The organism is Streptomyces sp. NPDC006643, assembly GCF_042870175.1.
Classification (GTDB): Bacteria; Actinomycetota; Actinomycetes; order Streptomycetales; family Streptomycetaceae; genus Streptomyces.
Genome location: NZ_JBIAHA010000021.1, coordinates 70,722 through 88,132 on the forward strand (window position 1 = coordinate 70,722; position 17,411 = coordinate 88,132).

The window sequence follows — 17,411 nt, forward strand, 5'->3', positions numbered from 1 at the left end:
GGCGGTGCTCGGTTGCCGGGGTCCGCGCCTGCGGGCCGGGTGGGTTGCGGGTTCGTTGACCGGTGCCGCCCGGTGGTCGGTTTCGTCCTCAAGCGCCGGACGGGCTGGGTGGGTTGCGGCCGGTGTCCGGGTGCCGCTCCGGGGTCATGGCCGGACGGCGTGACTTACGCCGCGTGAACCGCTCGTTGGACCCGACGACCCAACTTGTCCACGCGGCACAAGTCAGCCTGAGTGTCCGACCACGCCCCCTGCGCGTCCCCCTCCCAACCCGCGGAGGGTGTCAGGGAACCCGGTAGTCCACCACCGGACAGGCCGGGCCACCCGGCAAGACGGGGTGTCATGGCCGCACGGTCCGGCCCCACCCCACCCACCCGGGGTTTGTGGGGACGTCGTGGCGGTGTGAGGGGGGCGGGGTCGCAGGAGGGGGTGTCCGGACACTCAGGCTGACTTGTGTCGCGTGAACGACCCGGGTCGTCGGGTCCAACGAGGTTGCACGCGGCGTAAGTCACGCCGTCCGGACACCCCCCTCCGAAGACCCCGCACCCCGCCCCCGACAACGAACCCGCAACCCACCCAGCGCGCCGCAGGCGAACCCCGCAACGAACCCGCAACCCCCGCCGGAGGCCACCCCCGCAACGAACCCGCAACCGCGCCGGAGGCGACCCCGCACCCCGTGCGCCCCCGCCGCTCCCATGACCCGTGACTGCGCGACTGCGAACAGCCCGCTCCCTTCCTAGTCTCGACCGATGGGCCGAGGCACCAGCCCGGACCCCACAGCCGCGCCGACCTCGGGGAGGGGCACGTGCTCAGTACTGAACACCATGCGGACGTCGTCATCATTGGCGCCGGAATCGCCGGCCTGTCGGCCGCTCACCAGCTGACCCGTGCCGGCGTAACAGTCACCGTCCTGGAAGCCGCCCCTTACATCGGCGGCCGGATGGCCACCGAACACCTCGACGGCTTCCGGCTCGACCGCATCGGCCAGATGCTCAACACCTCGTACCCGGAACTGCTGCGCAACCCCGCCCTGTCGGACGCCGCGCTCCGGATGTTCTCGCCGGGGGTTCTCGTCCACAGCGAGGGACGCCACCACCGCGCGGGCGTCACCGTCGTCGCAGGGAGCGCGCGGGGCGCACTCACCGCCGCACGCGCCCTGGCAAGCGCCCCGCGCGCCCGGACCCCGCGTACCCGGTCCCCGCACGCCAGGACCGGCCCCAGGGCCGCCCGGCTGGGCTCCCGCCCCCCGCTGGGCAACGCGCTCGACCAGGCCCGGCTGCACGCGGCGTTCGGCCGCCTCGCGACCACGCCGGTGAACCGGCTGCTGGCCCGCCCCGAGCGCCCCGCCCTCGCCGCGCTGTCCGCGCGCGGACTGCCCGCGCGGACGGTCGACGGCTTCGTACGCCCCCTCCTGTCCGCCCTGCTCTGCGACCCGGACCTCACCACGTCCAGCCGGTGCGCCGATCTGGCCCTGCGCAGCTTCGCCCGGGGCCGGCTGTGTGTCCCCGAGGGCGGCGCCACCGCCCTGCCGGAGCTGCTGGCGGCCACGCTGCCGCCCGGCACGGTGCGGACGGGCGTGTGTGTGACGGACGCGTCGATCAGCTCCGTCGGTACGAAGGAGCACGGCGAGATCACCTGCCGCTCCCTGCTCGTGGCGACCGGCGCCCGCGCCGCGGCCGAGCTGCTGCCGGGTCTGCGGGTGCCGGACTTCCACCCCGTGACGGTCCTTCACCACACCGCCCCCACGGCCCCGTTGACCGAACCGGCGCTGCTCCTGGACGGCGACCGGCGCGGCGGCCCCGTCGCCCACACGACGGTGATGAGCGCGGTGGACCCGTCGCGCGCCCCGGCCGGCCGGCCGCTGATCTCCTCGACGGTGCTCGGGCTCCGTACGCCGCCCCCCGAGGCGGAACTCGACGGCGCGGTCCGCGCGCATCTCGACACGCTGTACGGCACGTCGACCGCCGACTGGGAGCTGCTGGCCGTCCAGCACGACCCCGAGGCGGTCCCCGCCATGCCGGCGCCGCACGATCTGCGCCGTCAGGTGCGGCTGTTGTCGGGCCTGTACGTGTGCGGGGACCACCGTGACACCAGCACCGTCCAGGGCGCGCTCTCGTCGGGCCGCAGGGCCGCGTACGCGATCCTGGACGACTTGGGCGTACGACCGGACCACGGGACCCTCCAGCTCCCGACAGCGGCGTAGGAGCCCGCACAGCGGCCCGGACGGCGGCACTCAGCCGAACGCCGCGATCCGGTCCCGGTAGTTGCGCACCGCCGCGGCCTCCCGGTACGGCTCCAGCCGCCGTTCGAAGTCCCGTACGTAGTCCACGGCGCGCGCCGACCGGATCTCCGTCGCCTGCTGCGCGGCCTCCGCTCCCAGCGCGCACGCCTGGTCCAGTTCGCCGAGCCCGAGGCGGGCGGAGGCGAGCACCACGCGGCAGAAGAGCCGGCTGCGCGCGAACGCCGGTGACCGCAACTGGAGCGAGCGCTCGGCGTGCTGGACGGCGGCGCGGTACTGCTGGAGGTCCCGGTAGCTGTGCCCGAACTCGTCGGCGAGCTGCCCTTCGTCGAAGGTGCGCGCCCAGTGCGGCACCTCGTCGCCGGGCCGCGCCGACTCCAGGGCGCGCTCGGCCCGCGCGAGCGAGGTGGTGCAGGCCCGCGCCTCGCCGAGCACGCCGTGTCCGCGCGCCTCGACGGAGTGCAGCAGCGCCTGCACCACGGGCGGCGCGGCGGACCCGACGCCCTGCTGGGCGACGCGGGCGAGCTGGACCGCCTCCCGGCCGTGGCCGAGGTAGACGGCCTGGCGGCTCATGGTGATCAGGACGAAGGAGCCGTACGCCCGGTCGCCGGCCGCCTGGGAGAGCCGCAGCGCCTGGACGAAGTAGCGCTGGGCGAGCCCATGCGCGGCGATGTCGTACGAGGTCCAGCCGGCCAGTCTGGTCAGGTCGGCCGCGGCGGCGAACAGCCGCCGTCCGGTGGTCTCGCCGTACACGCCGCGCAGCATCGGCTCGCACTCGTGCTCCAGGTACCTGACGAGTGCCTGGCGCGCGTGCCCGCCGCCGTAGGCCTGGTCGAGGGTGCGGAACAGCTCGCTGACGGAGCGCAGGGCCGCGACGTCGCCGCCACCGACCCGCTGACCGGCGACCCGGTCCGTCTGGCGGGCCGGGGGAACACCGGCGGGCAGGGCCTGCCGGGGCACGGTCCCGCGGCCCTGGGCGGGCACGCGGACGCCGACCGGCCCTACGGAGCCGCCACCGCCTCCGTAGGAGGACGTACCCGAGGCGCCGGAAGCGCCTGAGGCACCCGCCGCACGGGACGCGCCCGGCGGGGCCGGCGCGGACGCCGCCGACGACCCGTCGTGCCCGACCCGCTCGTCGGCACGGCCGATGAGCCAGTCCCGGCTCGGCACCACCAGCCCCGCCGGGGTGAACGCGATCTTGCGCAGCTCCGCGTGGCTCCCCGAGTCCTTGCGCCAGAGTCCGCCGACGATGTCGACGGCTTCCTCGGGGGTCGACGCGAACTCCAGCCCGGCATACACGGGCGCGCAGGCGTCCAGCCCCAGATCCTGTGCGGAGAGCCGGCGGCCGAGCCGGCGTGTGAAGACCTCGGCGATCAGTGCGGGTGTGGTGCCGCGTGGCTGCTGGCCGCGTAACCAGCGCGTGACGGACGTCTTGTCGTACCGCAGATCGAGGCCGTGTTCGAGCCCGAGCTGGTCCACCCGACGGGCGAGACCTGCGTTGGAGAAACCGGCTTCTGCGATGAGCGCGGCGAGCTGGCGGTTGGGGATGCGCTGCGGAGGTCGTTCCGACATCAGCTGTACGGTCTCCTGCCTTCCGGGCCCCGGGAGCAGCCCTCATGGAACGGCGCGAATTTAGCGGTCGAAGCTGCCCACACCGTCACGTTCGTCTCACATTCATCCGATCGTGTGAGGATTGCGGCCTTGGCTGACGTGCCGCTTCCACCGGCCCCGTACCGCCGTGAGCGCCCTCCGGGCCTGCCGGACCGCTCCGTGGGACACGGCCGTACAGTGGCTGGGGCGCGATATGTGCACGTGCCCGGTTGTCGCGGGGACATCCCCCGGATCCCGGGCGCAGAGCGAGGGAGGCAATGCCCGTGAGTGAGCTGCGGTTCGTCCATCTGGGCTTCGGCGGCGACGCCGTGGAGTACCGGGAGGCATGGCAGAAGCAGCGCGAGGTCCACGCGGCCCGCTTCGCGGACGAGATCCCCGACACCTGCCTGCTGCTCGAACATCTGCCCGTCTACACGGCGGGGCGGCGTACGGAGGACAGTGAGCGCCCCCTGGACGGGACTCCTGTCGTCGACGTCGACCGCGGCGGCAAGATCACCTGGCACGGCCCTGGTCAGCTCGTCGGCTATCCGATCCTGAAGCTGCCGCGCCCCGTGGACGTGGTGGCCCACGTACGCCGTCTTGAGGAGGCGCTGATCCGTACGGCGACCGACTTCGGGGTACGGACGACGCGGGTGGAGGGCCGCAGCGGCGTATGGGTGCTCGGCGATCCGGTGGAGGAACGGCCGGCCCTGGGCGGTCTGTCGCTGGACTTCGACCCCCGGGTGAACGACACGGAGTTCGATCCCCGGCTGAACGGCCCCGAGTACGCGCCGTCCAACGCGGGCCAGCGCCGCGAGGACCGCAAGCTCGCCCAGATCGGCATCCGCGTCGCCAAGGGCGTGACGATGCACGGCTTCTCGATGAACGTGAACCCGGACAACACCTGGTTCGACAAGATCGTGCCGTGCGGGATCCGGGACGCGGGCGTGACGTCGCTCTCGTACGAACTGGGCCACGACCTCACCGTCGCCGAGGTGCTTCCGGTGGTGGAGCACCATCTGCGGAACGTACTGGAGCAGGCGGAGCCGAAACCCCGCGCCGTCAAGGCCGAGGCGGGCACGGAGGCCGTCGCGCCGGCGAGCGCCTGACCCCCGGCGGCGAGGGGAATGCCCCTGGCCGCCCGCCGGTTGTCCCTACGCCATGCGACGCCATGGCCACTCACTACCAAGCAATCAACGGGCGTACTCTGGTCTTCGCCGAAGATTCGAATGCCGCGCCAGCAGAGAGAGGTGCCGGACGTGTCCGCTGTCGCACCCGACGGACGCAAGATGCTGCGCCTGGAGGTCCGGAACAGCCAGACCCCCATCGAGCGCAAGCCCGAGTGGATCAAGACCCGGGCGAAGATGGGGCCCGAGTACACCGCGATGCAGAAGCTCGTGAAGAGCGAGGGTCTGCACACCGTGTGCCAGGAGGCCGGTTGTCCCAACATCTACGAGTGCTGGGAGGACCGCGAGGCGACCTTCCTCATCGGCGGCGACCAGTGCACGCGGCGTTGCGACTTCTGCCAGATCGACACGGGCAAGCCGCAGGCGCTGGACCGTGACGAGCCGCGCCGGGTCGGCGAGTCCGTCGTCACGATGGACCTGAACTACGCCACGATCACCGGCGTCGCCCGCGACGACCTGGAGGACGGCGGCGCGTGGCTGTACGCGGAGACGGTGCGCCAGATCCACGCGCAGACCGCGGCCCGCGAGGCGGGCCGTACGAAGGTCGAACTCCTCATCCCCGACTTCAACGCCGAGCCCGAGCAGCTGGCCGAGGTCTTCTCCTCGCGCCCGCAGGTGCTCGCGCACAACGTCGAGACGGTGCCGCGCATCTTCAAGAGGATCCGCCCCGGCTTCCGGTACGAGCGCTCCCTCGACGTCATCACGCGGGCCCGCGAGGCCGGCCTGATCACCAAGTCCAACCTGATCCTGGGCATGGGCGAGACCCGTGAAGAGGTCAGCGAGGCGCTGCGCGACCTGCACGACGCGGGCTGCGAACTGATCACGATCACGCAGTATCTGCGGCCGTCCGCGCGCCATCACCCCGTCGAACGCTGGGTGAAGCCGCACGAGTTCGTTGAGCTGAAGGACGAGGCCGAGGCGATCGGCTACTCCGGCGTGATGTCGGGACCGCTGGTCCGGTCCTCGTACCGCGCGGGGCGGCTGTTCCAGCAGGCGATGGAGCGCCGGAGCGCGGAGTCTGTCCGCCAGGCGGTGTGAATCCGCCGGCTTGTGCCCGCTCGTTGCGCGCGCCCACCGTGTGAATCCGAGCACAAGAGACTACTTAACAGTAACGGCCGCACCGCCGCGGCCCGTACGCTCCCGCTGGCAGGGGTCGCGTACGGGCCGCGGCGCCGTTCGGGGGTACGGCTTCGGGCATTCACGACCGTTTGACCGTTTGGTCACGCACTGGTAACACCGGAGAGTGACCCTCGTAAGTACGCACAGCCCCCGCTCCGCCCCGCCTTCACCACCCTCCGCACCCTCCGCACCCTCCGCACCCTCCCCAACCGAAACTCGTCCCTAGGGGGAACAGCCACCATGCAGGCCGCGCCGGTACGACCCATCACCGAGGTGATGGCGGCAGCCACCCGCCCCGCCACCCTGCCCTCCGTCTCCCACGCGCTGCGCGCCATGGAGTCGCTTCTCCTCAGCAGCGGCCAGCGCAGGGCCCGCAGGAACGCCTGGACAGCCGTCCTGGAAGACCGCCGCAGGGCACAGGACCGGGTCGAGGCGCAGCACGTACTGGAGGCCGTGTCGGGCCGTCCTTCCTGAGCCACGTAAACTTCCGTTCATGGCGAGGAAGGAAAACGCAGACACTGCGGCGGAAACTGGGCGACTGAAGCAGATCGCCCTCACCTACAAGATGACCCGACGGGTCGACAAGAGGGTCGGTCTCGTCGTCGCGGGCGTGGGAATCGTCACCTTCGGCGTCTTCCTCGCGATCGGCTTCCTGGTCGGTCACCCCATTTATCTGGGCATCCTGGGCTTCATTCTGGCCTTCCTCGCGATGGCGATCGTCTTCGGACGCCGCGCCGAGCGCGCTGCCTTCGGGCAGATGGAGGGCCAGCCGGGGGCGGCGGCGGCCGTGCTGGAGAACGTGGGCCGGGGCTGGTCCACGACCCCCGCGGTCGCGATGAACCGCAGCCAGGACGTGATCCACCGGGCGGTCGGCAAGGCCGGCATCGTGCTGGTGGCCGAGGGCAACCCGAACCGGCTGAAGAGCCTGCTGGCGGCCGAGAAGAAGAAGATGGCGCGCATCGTCCTCGATGTGCCGGTGCACGACATCATCGTCGGCGACGGCGAGGGTCAGGTGCCGCTGAAGAAGGTCCGTACGACGATGCTGAAGCTGCCTCGGGTGCTCTCCGGCCCGCAGGTGACCGCGGCGAACGACCGGTTGCGGGCGATGGGCGACCTGATGAGCAACATGCCGCTGCCGAAGGGCCCGATGCCGAAGGGCATGCGGATGCCGCGGGGCGGAAAGATGCGCTGACCGGCGGGAACACGCCGGGACACACGTAGAGGGCGGTGGGAGGAACGCGAGTTCCTCCCACCGCCCTCTCTCACTGTCCGCCGTGACTGCCGGGGCCCCGGGCCAGACCCCGGGCTAGATCCTCACCTGTACGGCACGGGCGAGCCGGTCGTGCAGCCCGCGCCCGTCGCGGTCCCAGACGAGGGCGGGTACGGCGAGGCACAGCAGCGCGCTGCGGACCACGGCCCACCCGAAACCGAGCCGGTCGCGGCTCTCGGAGACGACCCGCAGCCCGAAGACGCGCTTGCCGGGGGTGAAGCCGACGGTCCCGACGGTGACGATGTTCAGTACGAGGAGAACGCCGAGCGCGTAGTTGGCGGCACTCTGCGCGTCGCGGGCGAAGAGCCCGTACGCGATGAGCATGCACAGCGCCCAGTCGAGGAAGAGCGCACCGAAGCGCCGCCCGACGGGGGCGGCGGAACCGGGCCCTTCCTTCGGCAGCCCGAGGCGCTCGCCCCGGTACCCGAAGTCCGTGCCCATCTCCTCGGCCGCCGCGCGCGGTCCGGAGAGCCACGATCCGATTGCTTCCCTGTTGTCCACCCGACCACGGTACTGCGCGCGTATCCGTACCCGAGCCGCTGGGGGTCCCCTCTCCGGGGGCCGTTTCAAGCCGTGCTGGCCGGTCTGTGGAACGGCCCACACCCAGCTCGGTTAACTTCGGCGAAACAAATGGGTCATGCTTGAGAAATCCCGCATACCTATGGTCGGGTCCTGCGTGTGCCACCGCACTGGCCGCACGACCAGTAGCGATAAACCCCCGCCCCTCCCTGGGGACGGGAGGAGGAGGAGCTGGATGTTCCAGAACGCCGACGACGCCAAGAAGTTCATCGCGGACGAGGACGTGAAGTTCGTAGACGTCCGATTCTGCGACCTGCCTGGCGTGATGCAGCACTTCACGATCCCGGCGAAGGCGTTCAACCCGGATGACGAGCTGGCTTTCGACGGCTCCTCGATCCGCGGCTTCCAGGCGATCCACGAGTCGGACATGGCGCTGCGCGCCGACCTGTCGACCGCTCGGGTGGACCCGTTCCGTCGCGACAAGACGGTGAACATCAACTTCTTCATCCACGACCCGATCACGGGTGAGCAGTACAGCCGCGACCCGCGCAACATCGCCAAGAAGGCCGAGGCGTACCTCGCCTCCACCGGCATCGCGGACACCGCGTACTTCGGCCCCGAGGCCGAGTTCTACGTCTTCGACAGCGTGCGCTTCAACACGACGTCGAACGAGAGCTTCTACCACATCGACTCCGAGGCCGGCGCCTGGAACACGGGCTCCACCGAGGACAACCGCGGCTACAAGGTCCGCTACAAGGGCGGCTACTTCCCGGCCCCGCCGGTCGACCACTTCGCCGACCTGCGCGCCGAGATCTCCCTGGAGCTGGACGCCGCCGGCCTCCAGGTCGAGCGCCAGCACCACGAGGTCGGCACCGCCGGCCAGGCGGAGATCAACTACAAGTTCAACACGCTGCTCGCCGCGGCCGACGACCTGATGCTCTTCAAGTACATCGTGAAGAACGTCGCCTGGCGCAACAACAAGACCGCGACCTTCATGCCCAAGCCGATCTTCGGCGACAACGGCTCCGGCATGCACGTCCACCAGTCCCTGTGGGCCGGCGGCGACCCGCTGTTCTACGACGAGCAGGGCTACGCGGGCCTGTCGGACACCGCCCGCTACTACATCGGCGGCATCCTGCGCCACGCGCCGTCGCTGCTGGCGTTCACGAACCCGACGGTGAACTCGTACCACCGCCTGGTCCCCGGCTTCGAGGCCCCGGTCAACCTGGTCTACTCGCAGCGCAACCGCTCGGCCGCGATGCGCATCCCGATCACGGGTTCCAACCCGAAGGCCAAGCGCGTCGAATTCCGCGCCCCGGACCCGTCATCCAACCCGTACCTGGCCTTCTCGGCCCTGCTCCTCGCGGGCCTCGACGGCATCAAGAACAAGATCGAGCCGGCGGAGCCGATCGACAAGGACCTCTACGAGTTGGCCCCGGAGGAGCACGCGGGCGTGGCCCAGGTCCCGACCTCCCTCCCGGCGGTCCTCGAGGCCCTGGAGGCCGACAACGAGTACCTCCAGGCGGGCGGCGTGTTCACGTCGGACCTGATCGAGACGTGGATCGACTACAAGCGCACCAACGAAATCGCCCCGATCCAACTCCGCCCGCACCCGCACGAGTTCGAGCTGTACTTCGACATCTAAACCGCGAATCGGGCCACTTCGCCTGAATGCGCACGAGGGCCGCTATCCCGTCGTCGGGGGTAGCGGCCTCTGTCGTGCTCGGTTCGCCCTCACCTTGGCGTCGCCTGGTGTCGTCGCGAACGGCACCGCATCCGGTGGGTCGAGTCGCACCGCGCACGTGTTCCGGGTCCGCGGTGGCGAGGGGGACGAAGGCTTCGAGAGCCTTGAAGTACGGCCGGCCCGCGTCGTCGACGAGAAGGTTTGGCGGGTGGACGCCACAATGGGGAGGGTCGGCTCCCCGTCGCGGGGGCTCCTCGGCAGACGATCGGTAGACGCGATGGGACAGGCGCTGGAACCGCTCTTCACCGCGGATGACGCGGGTCGTGTCACCTCATGGACCGAAACTGCCGCACAACTGTTCGATCGTCCGGCGGATGCGGTACTGGGAAACCATGTCGCGGCGGCGGTGCGCGGGGCCGATGCCGCCCTGCGGGTGGTGCTGCGGTCCGATGCCGAGGGTGGCGGCTGGGAGGTCTTTCCCGCCGACGGGACGTGTGGGGATGTGGAGGGGCCGCTCGTACGGGCCCTGTTCTCGGTGTCGCAGTTGGGGCTGCTCGTCCTGGACCGGGAGCTGCGGTTGATCCGGGTGAGCGCGGCGGCGGGGAGCATGCACGGCAGTACGCCGGAGGAGCTTCTCGGGCGCCCTCTGGACGAGGTCTACCGGCTACAGGACCCCTTGGGGGACCTCGCCGCCGCCCGGAGCGTCCTGGAGACCGGGACGTCGGTCTTCTCGCGGCTGGTGACGGTGCTGAGCGTCGGCGGGTACCGGCAGTACTACTCCGTCTCCGCGTTCCGGCTGCGCCGGGCGGACGGGGAGGTGATCGGGCTGGCCATGACGCTGCTCGACGTCACCCGCCGGGAGCGCGACGCCGAACGGACGGCGACCGTCTCCCGGGTCCGCGAGCATGTCGGGCGCTCGCTCCAGATGATGGACACCTGTCAGGATCTCGCCGACGCGCTGAGCCCGGGTTTCGCGGATCTCGTCGTGGTCTCCCTGATCGACCAGGTGGCCGGCGGCGACTACCCGCCGCTCCATCCCGTCGACACCGAACGGCTGTTGCTGCGCCGCGCGGCGCTCCGCAGCACGGGGGCGCCGGATCCCGATCTGGGAGTGGGCGGACTGGAGGCCGTACGCAGTGAGTCGTCGTTCGTCAGAGCCCTGCTCGAACCGCGGCCCGTGCTGCTGAGGTCCGGCCGGGAGGGCCGGCTGTCGGACGTACCGGCGCGGGAGAAGAGCCTGCGCGCGGCCGGCGCGCACAGCATGATCGTGGCCTCGCTCGCCGTCCGGGGGCGGGTGCTGGGGCTTGTGAGGATGTACCGGTGTGCCGGGTCCGAGCGCTACACCCTGCCCGACCTGAGGGCCGTGGAGTCCGCCGTCGCCCACGCGGCGCTGTGCCTGGACAACGCGCGCCGCGCCACCCACGACCGGGCCCTCGCCTCCACCGTCCACCGCAGGCTGCTGCCCAGTCCGCCCGGCGCCCGGCTGGGAATCGACACCGCCTACGTCGCCCTGTCCCCCACCGCCGACACCGGCACCTGGTTCGATGTCATCCCGCTGTCCGGCGCACGGTGCGGACTGGTGGTCGGCGAGGTCAGCGGCGCGGGCTTGCCGGGCCTCGCCGCCATGGGACACGTACGCACCGCACTGCGCGCGCTGGCCGGGCTGGAACTCCAGCCCGACGAGCTGCTGGCCCGGCTCAGCGACACACTCACCCAGTTGGCCCAGGAGTGGACGGGCGTGGCCGGCTCCCGCGATCTGCTGCTGACCGCCGGATGCGTCTACGCCCTGTACGACCCGATCGCCCGCACCTGTACCGTCGCCTGCGCCGGACAGCCCGCGCCGCGCCTGATCGGCCCGGACGGGCGCGTCGAACGGATCGACGCACCGGTCGGCCCCCGGCTGGGAGCCCCCGACAGCGAGCCGTTCGCCATGGCCACGTCGAGCGTCGGCGACGGCGCGACGCTCATCCTGGCCGGCGAGGAACTCGACCCGGCGCTCAGCACGGAGGTCGTCGAACGGCTGCTGGCGGTCTACAGCACCGCGCAGGAACTGGCCGACGGGATGTTCACCAGACTGGCGGCCGATCCTCGCCACCGGGGCACCGCGCTGATCGCCCGCACCCGCGCCCTGCCGACCGACCGCACCTCGGTCTGGGACCTGCCCTCCGAGGACCGGGCGGCGTCCGACGCCCGCCGGCTCACCCGGCAGTGGCTCAGCGATCGCCCCGGGCCCCCGTCCGCCGACGCTCTCGACTCCGCCGAACTCCTCGTCAGTGAACTGGTGACCAACGCCGTCCGCTACGGCACCCCTCCCGTCACACTGCGCCTCATCCTCGACCGGTCCCTCACCATCGAGGTCAGCGATTCCGGCGCCACCACCCCCAACCTCCGGCACGCCCGCGTCACCGACGAAGGCGGCCGGGGGCTGTTCATCGTCTCGCGGCTCACCGAGAAGTGGGGCACCCGCCAGTCCTCGACGGGCAAGACCATCTGGGCCGAACAGTCCTGGCCGGAGGAGTGACCGTCCGGGCCGACGGCTTCCCGGGCGCGCTCATACGCGTACGTGGTGGCGGCCGATCGGGAGCATCAAGGGGCGGCCGGAGACCGGGTCCTCGATGACGCGGCTGTCGAGGCCGAACACCGTGCGGACGGTCTCCCGGGTCAGTACGTCGGACGGGGCACCGGTCGCGTGGAGGCGGCCCGACGCGAGGGCGATGAGGTGATCGGCGTAGCGGGCCGCGAGGTTGAGGTCGTGGAGGACCATGACGATGGTGGTGCCCCGGGTCTCGTTCAGATCGGTCAGCAGGTCGAGCACCTCGATCTGGTGGCTCGCGTCGAGGAAGGTGGTGGGCTCGTCGAGCAGGAGCAGATCGGTCTGCTGGGCGAGCGCCATGGCGATCCATACGCGCTGGCGCTGCCCGCCGGAGAGTTCGTCGACGGACCGGTCGGCGAGGGACGTCGTACGTGTCGCCTCCAGGGCGGCGGCCACGGCGTCGTCGTCGGTCTTCTTCCAGCGGGAGAAGGCGGTCTGGTGCGGATGGCGGCCCCGGCCGACGAGATCCGCGACCGTGATGCCCTCGGGAGCCACCGGAGACTGCGGCAACAGGCCGAGCGTACGGGCCAGTTCCTTCGCGGGCAGACGGTGCACCTCCTTGCCGTCCAGGACGACGCGTCCGGCGCGGGGTGCGAGAAGCCGGGACATCGAGCGCAGCAGCGTCGACTTGCCGCAGGCGTTCGCGCCGACGATCACCGTGATCCTGCCGGGCGGCACGGCCAGATCGAGGGAGTCGATGACCGTGCGGTCGCCGTAGCCGAGGGTGAGGTGTTCGGCGGCGAGTGAATGGGTCGTGGTCATGACGAGCCTCCCGCCCGATTGGTGCGGATGATGAGGTGGACGAGGTAGGGGGCGCCGAGTACGCCGGTGACGACGCCGACCGGGTAGCGGGCGCCGAAGGCGAACTGGCCGGTGAAGTCCGCGACGAGGACCAGCAGGGCGCCGACCAGTCCGGCGGGCACCAGCAGGGACGTACCGGCTCCGACGATCCTCGCCGCGATGGGGCCGGAGAGGAACGCCACGAACGCGATCGGCCCGGCCGCCGCCGTGGCGAAGGCGATCAGCCCGACCGCGGCCACGATCACCGTGATACGGGTGCGTTCGACCCGTACGCCGAGAGCGGCGGCCGTGTCGTCGCCGAGCTGCATCGCGGCGAGGTCGCGGGAGCGCCCCAGCAGCACCGGCGTCAGTACGGCCACGGCGACGAGCGCCGGTACGGTCTGGTCCCACGTCGCCCCGTTGAGACTGCCCGTCAGCCAGCGCGTCGCCTCCTGGAGATCCCACTCGGCGGCCTGGGACAGGACGTACGACGTGGTGCTGTCGAGCATCGCGGAGATCCCGATGCCGATCAGGATGAGCCGTGAGCCGGCCACGCCGCCCCGGAACGCCAGGCTGTAGACGAGGATCGCCACGCCGAGACCGGCGGCGATGGCGAGGACCGACACCTGCGTCTCGCCGAGGGACAGCGTCACGATCGCGATGGCGGCGGCGGCGCTCGCGCCGGAGCTGATGCCGATGATGTCGGGGCTGGCGAGCGGGTTGCGGAGCATCGTCTGGAAGGTGACGCCGGCCAGACCGAAGCTGAATCCGGTCACCACGGCGAGAACGGCGCGCGGCAGCCGGAGGCGTCCGACGGTGAAGGAGGCGCCCGGCACCTGTTCGCCGAGGACGACCCGGATCACGTCGCGGGGCGGGTAGAACGTCTTGCCCGCCATCAGGGTGACGGCGAACGCCGCGACGATCAGTACGGCGAGTACGAGGACGACCCGGCGGCGACGGGAGGCGCGCCGGACGCGGCCGGCGGCCACCTCGGCGCCCGTGGCCGCGGGGGCGCTCTCGGGCGCGGCTTCGGCTCCGGGTTCGGCCCCGGTTTCCGTCTGGGTGCTGGTGCTGGTGCTGGTGCTGGTGCTGGTGCTCACAAGGCACGCACTTTCTGGCGGCGGACGATGTAGATGAAGAACGGGGCGCCGATGAGCGCCGTGATGATGCCCACGTCGATCTCCGCGGGGCGCGCCACGACCCGTCCGACCACATCGGCGGCCGTGAGCAGCGACGCGCCGAGCACGACCGAGAACGGCAGCAGCCAGCGGTGGTCGACGCCGGTCAGCAGGCGGCAGGCGTGCGGTACGACGAGGCCGACGAACGCGATCGGCCCGGCGACCGCGGTGGACGCGCCGCACAGGACGACGGCGCCGAGTGCGGCCACGGACCGTACGACGGCGACGCGTTCGCCGAGCCCGGCCGCGAGCTCGTCGCCGAGTGCGAGCGAGTTCAGCCCGCGCGCCGACAGCAGGCAGAGAGTGAAGCCCACCACGAGGAAGGGCAGGATCTGGCCGATACGGTCGAAGGACGCGCCGCCGACGCCGCCGATCTGCCAGAGCCGGAAGCTTCCGGCGATGTCGTTGCGCGGCAGGACGACCGCGGTGACGAGTGAGGCGAACGCCGCCGACGTGGCGGCGCCGGCGAGGGCGAGTTTGAGGGGCGTGGCGCCGCCCCGGCCGAGCGCCCCGACGACGTACACGAACAGGGCCGAGACCGCGGCGCCCGCCGTCGCGACCCAGATGTATCCGGTCGGTGAGGTGAGCCCGAAGAAGGCGACGGCGCAGACGACAGCGAGCGAGGCGCCCATGTTGACGCCGAGGATGCCGGGATCGCCGAGCGGGTTACGGGTCACCCCTTGCATGACGGCCCCGGCCAGGCCGAGCGCGCCGCCGACCACGACCGCGAGGACGGTACGGGGGATCCGTTTGGTGGCCGCCGCCTGCTCCAGGGTGCCGTCCGCTCCCCCGAGCGCCGCGAGGACGTCGGACCAGGTGACGGCGCGGGAGCCGAAGGCGAGGGACGCGGCCATGAGCGCGGCCAGCGCCAGGAGGGCGAGGAGCAGCCACAGCGTCCGGACCCCCGCGCGTCGCGGCGACACCACGACGGCGCCGGGGGAAGCGGCGGCCTTGGCGCCGGGGGAAGTGCCGGTGCCGCCCGGGGAAACGCCGGTGCAGGCCGAGGAATTGCCGGCGTCGCCCGGAGAAGTACCGGCGGCGCCGAGGGAAATGCCGGTGCCGGCCGGAGAAGCACCGGCGGCAGCCGGGGAGATACCGCCGTCGCCCGGAGAACCACCGCCGTCGGCCGGGGCCGACCGGCCCCCGGGGCCGACCGTTGTCACTTGACCTTGTCCGCGGCCTTGGCGAGCGCCGCGACGTAGTCGTCCAGCACCCAGGAGATCGACAGGGGCGTCGGGTTGGCGGCGGTCGCCAGGGGCTTGTCTCCGGGCAGCAGATACGCCGAGCCGCGGTCGATGGCGGGGATCTTCGAAAGCAGCGGGTCCTTGCCGAGCGACGTGAGGAGTTCGCCCGACTCGTCCCCGTAACCGGTGATGATGTCGACGTCGTCGAACACGTCGATCTGTTCCGCGCTCTTCGTCAGAGCGAACTTCTTCGTGCCCTCGGACGCCTTCGCGACGCTGCCCGGGATCTTCAGCCCGAGGTCCTCGAAGAACAGGGTGCGGGTGTCGTGCGCCGTGTAGAAGCCGATCTCGCTGACGTCGTTGGGGTCGACGTGGGTCATGAACATCGCCGACTTGCCCTTGAGCGACGGGTACTTGGCGACGGTCCGCGAGATGTCCCCCTCAAGGTCGGTGATCAGCTTCTCGCCCTCGTCGGCGAGTCCGATCGCCTCGCTGTTCGTCCGGATGATCTCGCGCCACGGGGTCGCCCACGGGGCGTCCGGGTACGCCACCACGGGCGCGATCTCGCTGAGCGTTTCGTAGTCCTGGCGGGTCAGTCCCGAGTACGCGGCCAGGATGACGTCCGGCTCGGTGTCGGCCACGGCTTCGAAGTCGATGCCGTCGGTCTCGTCGAACAGGACCGGTGTGTCCGCCTTCAGTTCGTCGAGCCGTTCGGCGGTCCAGGGCAGGACGCCGTCGCCGTTGTCGTCGCCGAAGTTGGGCTTCGCCATGCCGACCGGTACGACTCCGAGCGCCAACGGCACTTCGTCGTTGGCCCAGTTGACCGTGGCGACGCGCTTGGGCTTGGCGGGGATGGTGGTCTTGCCGAGGGCGTGCTCGACCGTCAGGGGGAACGCGCTCGAATCCCCCTTTCCGCCCTTGCCGTTGCCCGTGCCCTCGCTCTCGCTCGCGGACTCGGCCGGACCGCCGCAGGCGGCGAGACCGGTCAGGGCGGCTGCGGCGGTTGCCGCTATGAGCAGACGAAGACGGTGTGCAGGCATGGGTCCGTACTCAGCTTTCGGAAGGTCGGGGGGTGCGGTCGTCGCAGGACCGCGCGAACGAGCCGGATCCCCGGTTAGGTAAGGCTTACCTTCGCACCTTATGAGAAGGGACCACTGTGTCGCAATCGACCCTTTCAGACAGGGGTTGTAGCGATCGGGACAGGAGACGCGGGGCTCAACGCGTACGGAAGGTGCCCGGCGTCAGCCCGGTCGTACGCCGGAAGGCCACCCCGAACGCGCTCGCCGACCGGTAGCCGACCCGCTCCGCCACGTCCTCGACGTCCCATCCCCGGGTGAGCAGCGCGACCGCGTGCTGCGCCCGTACGGCCGCCACCCAGCGCGCGAAACTCGTCCCCGTCTCGCTGTTGAACGCGCGGGTGATCGTGCGGGGGCTGACGCGGAGCGCCGCGGCCCAGTCCGTCAGCGTGCGGGGATCGCCCGGATCGTCGCGTACCGCGTCGGCTATCGGACGCAGCAGGTCGGAGGTGGGTACGTGCACGAGCAACTCGCGCGGCGACGGCGCCAGTACGTCGAGCACCAGCACCTCGGTCGCGGCGCGGGAGGCGGCGGCGAGGCCGGGGTCACCGAGCCGTTCCAGCAACAGCCGCAGCAGCGGGGTGATCTCGACGGCGACCGGCGTCGGGGAGATCGAGGAGGTGGTGCGGAAGCCGAAGAAGCTCGCCCGGAACCAGGTGCCGGCGACCGCCGAACCGGAGTGCAGTGTCCCCGCCGGCATCCACAGGCCCAGCGCCGGGGTGACGGTCCACACCCGTGCGCCGACCACCGCCGAGGACGCGCCGCGTTCGTTCCAGAGCAGTTCGTGGAAGGGGTGGGAGTGCTCGTCCCAGACGGTGTCGTGGGTGACGACCTCGTCGTAGCCCGCGATGACGAACGGCGTGTCCACCCCGCCGGGCGCGAGCGCCGGCAGCGACCTGGTCTCCCTGGTCATGCGCGGGGCCGGTCCGTGCGCGGCCGGTCCGTGCGCGGCCGGTCCGTGCGCGGCCGGTCCGTGCGCGGCCGGTCCGTGCGCG

14 protein-coding genes are annotated in these 17,411 nt (G+C 71.5%); 7 read left to right on the forward strand and 7 right to left on the reverse strand.

Going from position 1 to position 17,411, the window contains the following annotated elements; all coding sequences use genetic code 11:
* The first annotated feature begins 703 nt into the window (after positions 1 to 703).
* Positions 704 to 2,200, forward strand: coding sequence for an NAD(P)/FAD-dependent oxidoreductase (locus ACFYNU_RS27025; RefSeq protein WP_356597248.1), 1,497 nt, complete (start codon positions 704 to 706; stop codon positions 2,198 to 2,200).
* Between the two features lie 30 nt (positions 2,201 to 2,230).
* On the opposite strand, the gene ACFYNU_RS27030 is transcribed toward ACFYNU_RS27025, so the two are convergent.
* Positions 2,231 to 3,808 (reverse strand): regulator, encoded by a 1,578-nt coding sequence (locus ACFYNU_RS27030; protein ID WP_356597240.1) that lies wholly within the window; start codon positions 3,806 to 3,808, stop codon positions 2,231 to 2,233.
* A gap of 302 nt (positions 3,809 to 4,110) precedes the next feature.
* On the opposite strand from ACFYNU_RS27030, the gene lipB reads away from it, so the two are divergent.
* The 4 genes from lipB to ACFYNU_RS27050 all read left to right on the forward strand — a co-directional run bounded on the left by lipB (position 4,111) and on the right by ACFYNU_RS27050 (position 7,324).
* Complete coding sequence (gene lipB / locus ACFYNU_RS27035) at positions 4,111 to 4,935, forward strand: lipoyl(octanoyl) transferase LipB (protein WP_356597242.1); 825 nt, start codon at positions 4,111 to 4,113, stop codon at positions 4,933 to 4,935.
* A gap of 150 nt (positions 4,936 to 5,085) precedes the next feature.
* Complete coding sequence (gene lipA / locus ACFYNU_RS27040) at positions 5,086 to 6,051, forward strand: lipoyl synthase (protein ID WP_356597244.1); 966 nt, start codon at positions 5,086 to 5,088, stop codon at positions 6,049 to 6,051.
* 321 nt (positions 6,052 to 6,372) lie between these two features.
* The gene (locus ACFYNU_RS27045) at positions 6,373 to 6,606 is read left to right on the forward strand and encodes a hypothetical protein (RefSeq protein ID WP_388767452.1); all 234 of its coding nucleotides are present in this window, start codon (positions 6,373 to 6,375) and stop codon (positions 6,604 to 6,606) included.
* Between the two features lie 19 nt (positions 6,607 to 6,625).
* Positions 6,626 to 7,324 carry a DUF4191 domain-containing protein gene (locus ACFYNU_RS27050; protein WP_356597246.1) on the forward strand — a complete coding sequence of 233 codons (699 nt, stop codon included), beginning with the start codon at positions 6,626 to 6,628 and terminating at the stop codon, positions 7,322 to 7,324.
* 114 nt (positions 7,325 to 7,438) lie between these two features.
* Here the strand turns inward: ACFYNU_RS27050 and ACFYNU_RS27055 are convergent, their stop codons facing one another.
* Positions 7,439 to 7,903, reverse strand: a complete 465-nt coding sequence (locus ACFYNU_RS27055) for an RDD family protein (protein WP_356597276.1) — start codon at positions 7,901 to 7,903, stop codon at positions 7,439 to 7,441.
* A 253-nt stretch (positions 7,904 to 8,156) separates the two neighbouring features.
* Here ACFYNU_RS27055 and glnA point away from each other — a divergent pair, with 253 nt between their 5' ends.
* Positions 8,157 to 9,566: a type I glutamate--ammonia ligase gene (glnA, locus tag ACFYNU_RS27060; protein WP_023542261.1), complete on the forward strand. Its 1,410-nt coding sequence runs from the start codon at positions 8,157 to 8,159 to the stop codon at positions 9,564 to 9,566.
* 316 nt (positions 9,567 to 9,882) lie between these two features.
* Positions 9,883 to 12,126 (forward strand): SpoIIE family protein phosphatase, encoded by a 2,244-nt coding sequence (locus tag ACFYNU_RS27065; RefSeq protein WP_388767455.1) that lies wholly within the window; start codon positions 9,883 to 9,885, stop codon positions 12,124 to 12,126.
* 30 nt (positions 12,127 to 12,156) lie between these two features.
* On the opposite strand, the gene ACFYNU_RS27070 is transcribed toward ACFYNU_RS27065, so the two are convergent.
* The 5 genes from ACFYNU_RS27070 to ACFYNU_RS27090 form a co-directional block, all read right to left on the reverse strand.
* Positions 12,157 to 12,960: an ABC transporter ATP-binding protein gene (locus tag ACFYNU_RS27070; protein WP_356597272.1), complete on the reverse strand. Its 804-nt coding sequence runs from the start codon at positions 12,958 to 12,960 to the stop codon at positions 12,157 to 12,159.
* Complete coding sequence (locus tag ACFYNU_RS27075; RefSeq protein WP_356597280.1) at positions 12,957 to 13,967, reverse strand: iron chelate uptake ABC transporter family permease subunit; 1,011 nt, start codon at positions 13,965 to 13,967, stop codon at positions 12,957 to 12,959. The genes ACFYNU_RS27070 and ACFYNU_RS27075 overlap by 4 nt, the downstream gene beginning before the upstream one ends.
* A gap of 107 nt (positions 13,968 to 14,074) precedes the next feature.
* The gene (locus tag ACFYNU_RS27080; protein ID WP_356597278.1) at positions 14,075 to 15,082 is read right to left on the reverse strand and encodes an iron ABC transporter permease; all 1,008 of its coding nucleotides are present in this window, start codon (positions 15,080 to 15,082) and stop codon (positions 14,075 to 14,077) included.
* Between the two features lie 233 nt (positions 15,083 to 15,315).
* On the reverse strand, positions 15,316 to 16,380 hold the full coding sequence (locus ACFYNU_RS27085; protein WP_356597270.1) for an iron-siderophore ABC transporter substrate-binding protein: 1,065 nt from the start codon (positions 16,378 to 16,380) through the stop codon (positions 15,316 to 15,318).
* Between the two features lie 175 nt (positions 16,381 to 16,555).
* On the reverse strand, positions 16,556 to 17,329 hold the full coding sequence (locus ACFYNU_RS27090) for an AraC family transcriptional regulator (protein ID WP_356597268.1): 774 nt from the start codon (positions 17,327 to 17,329) through the stop codon (positions 16,556 to 16,558).
* Positions 17,330 to 17,411 lie beyond the last annotated feature (82 nt).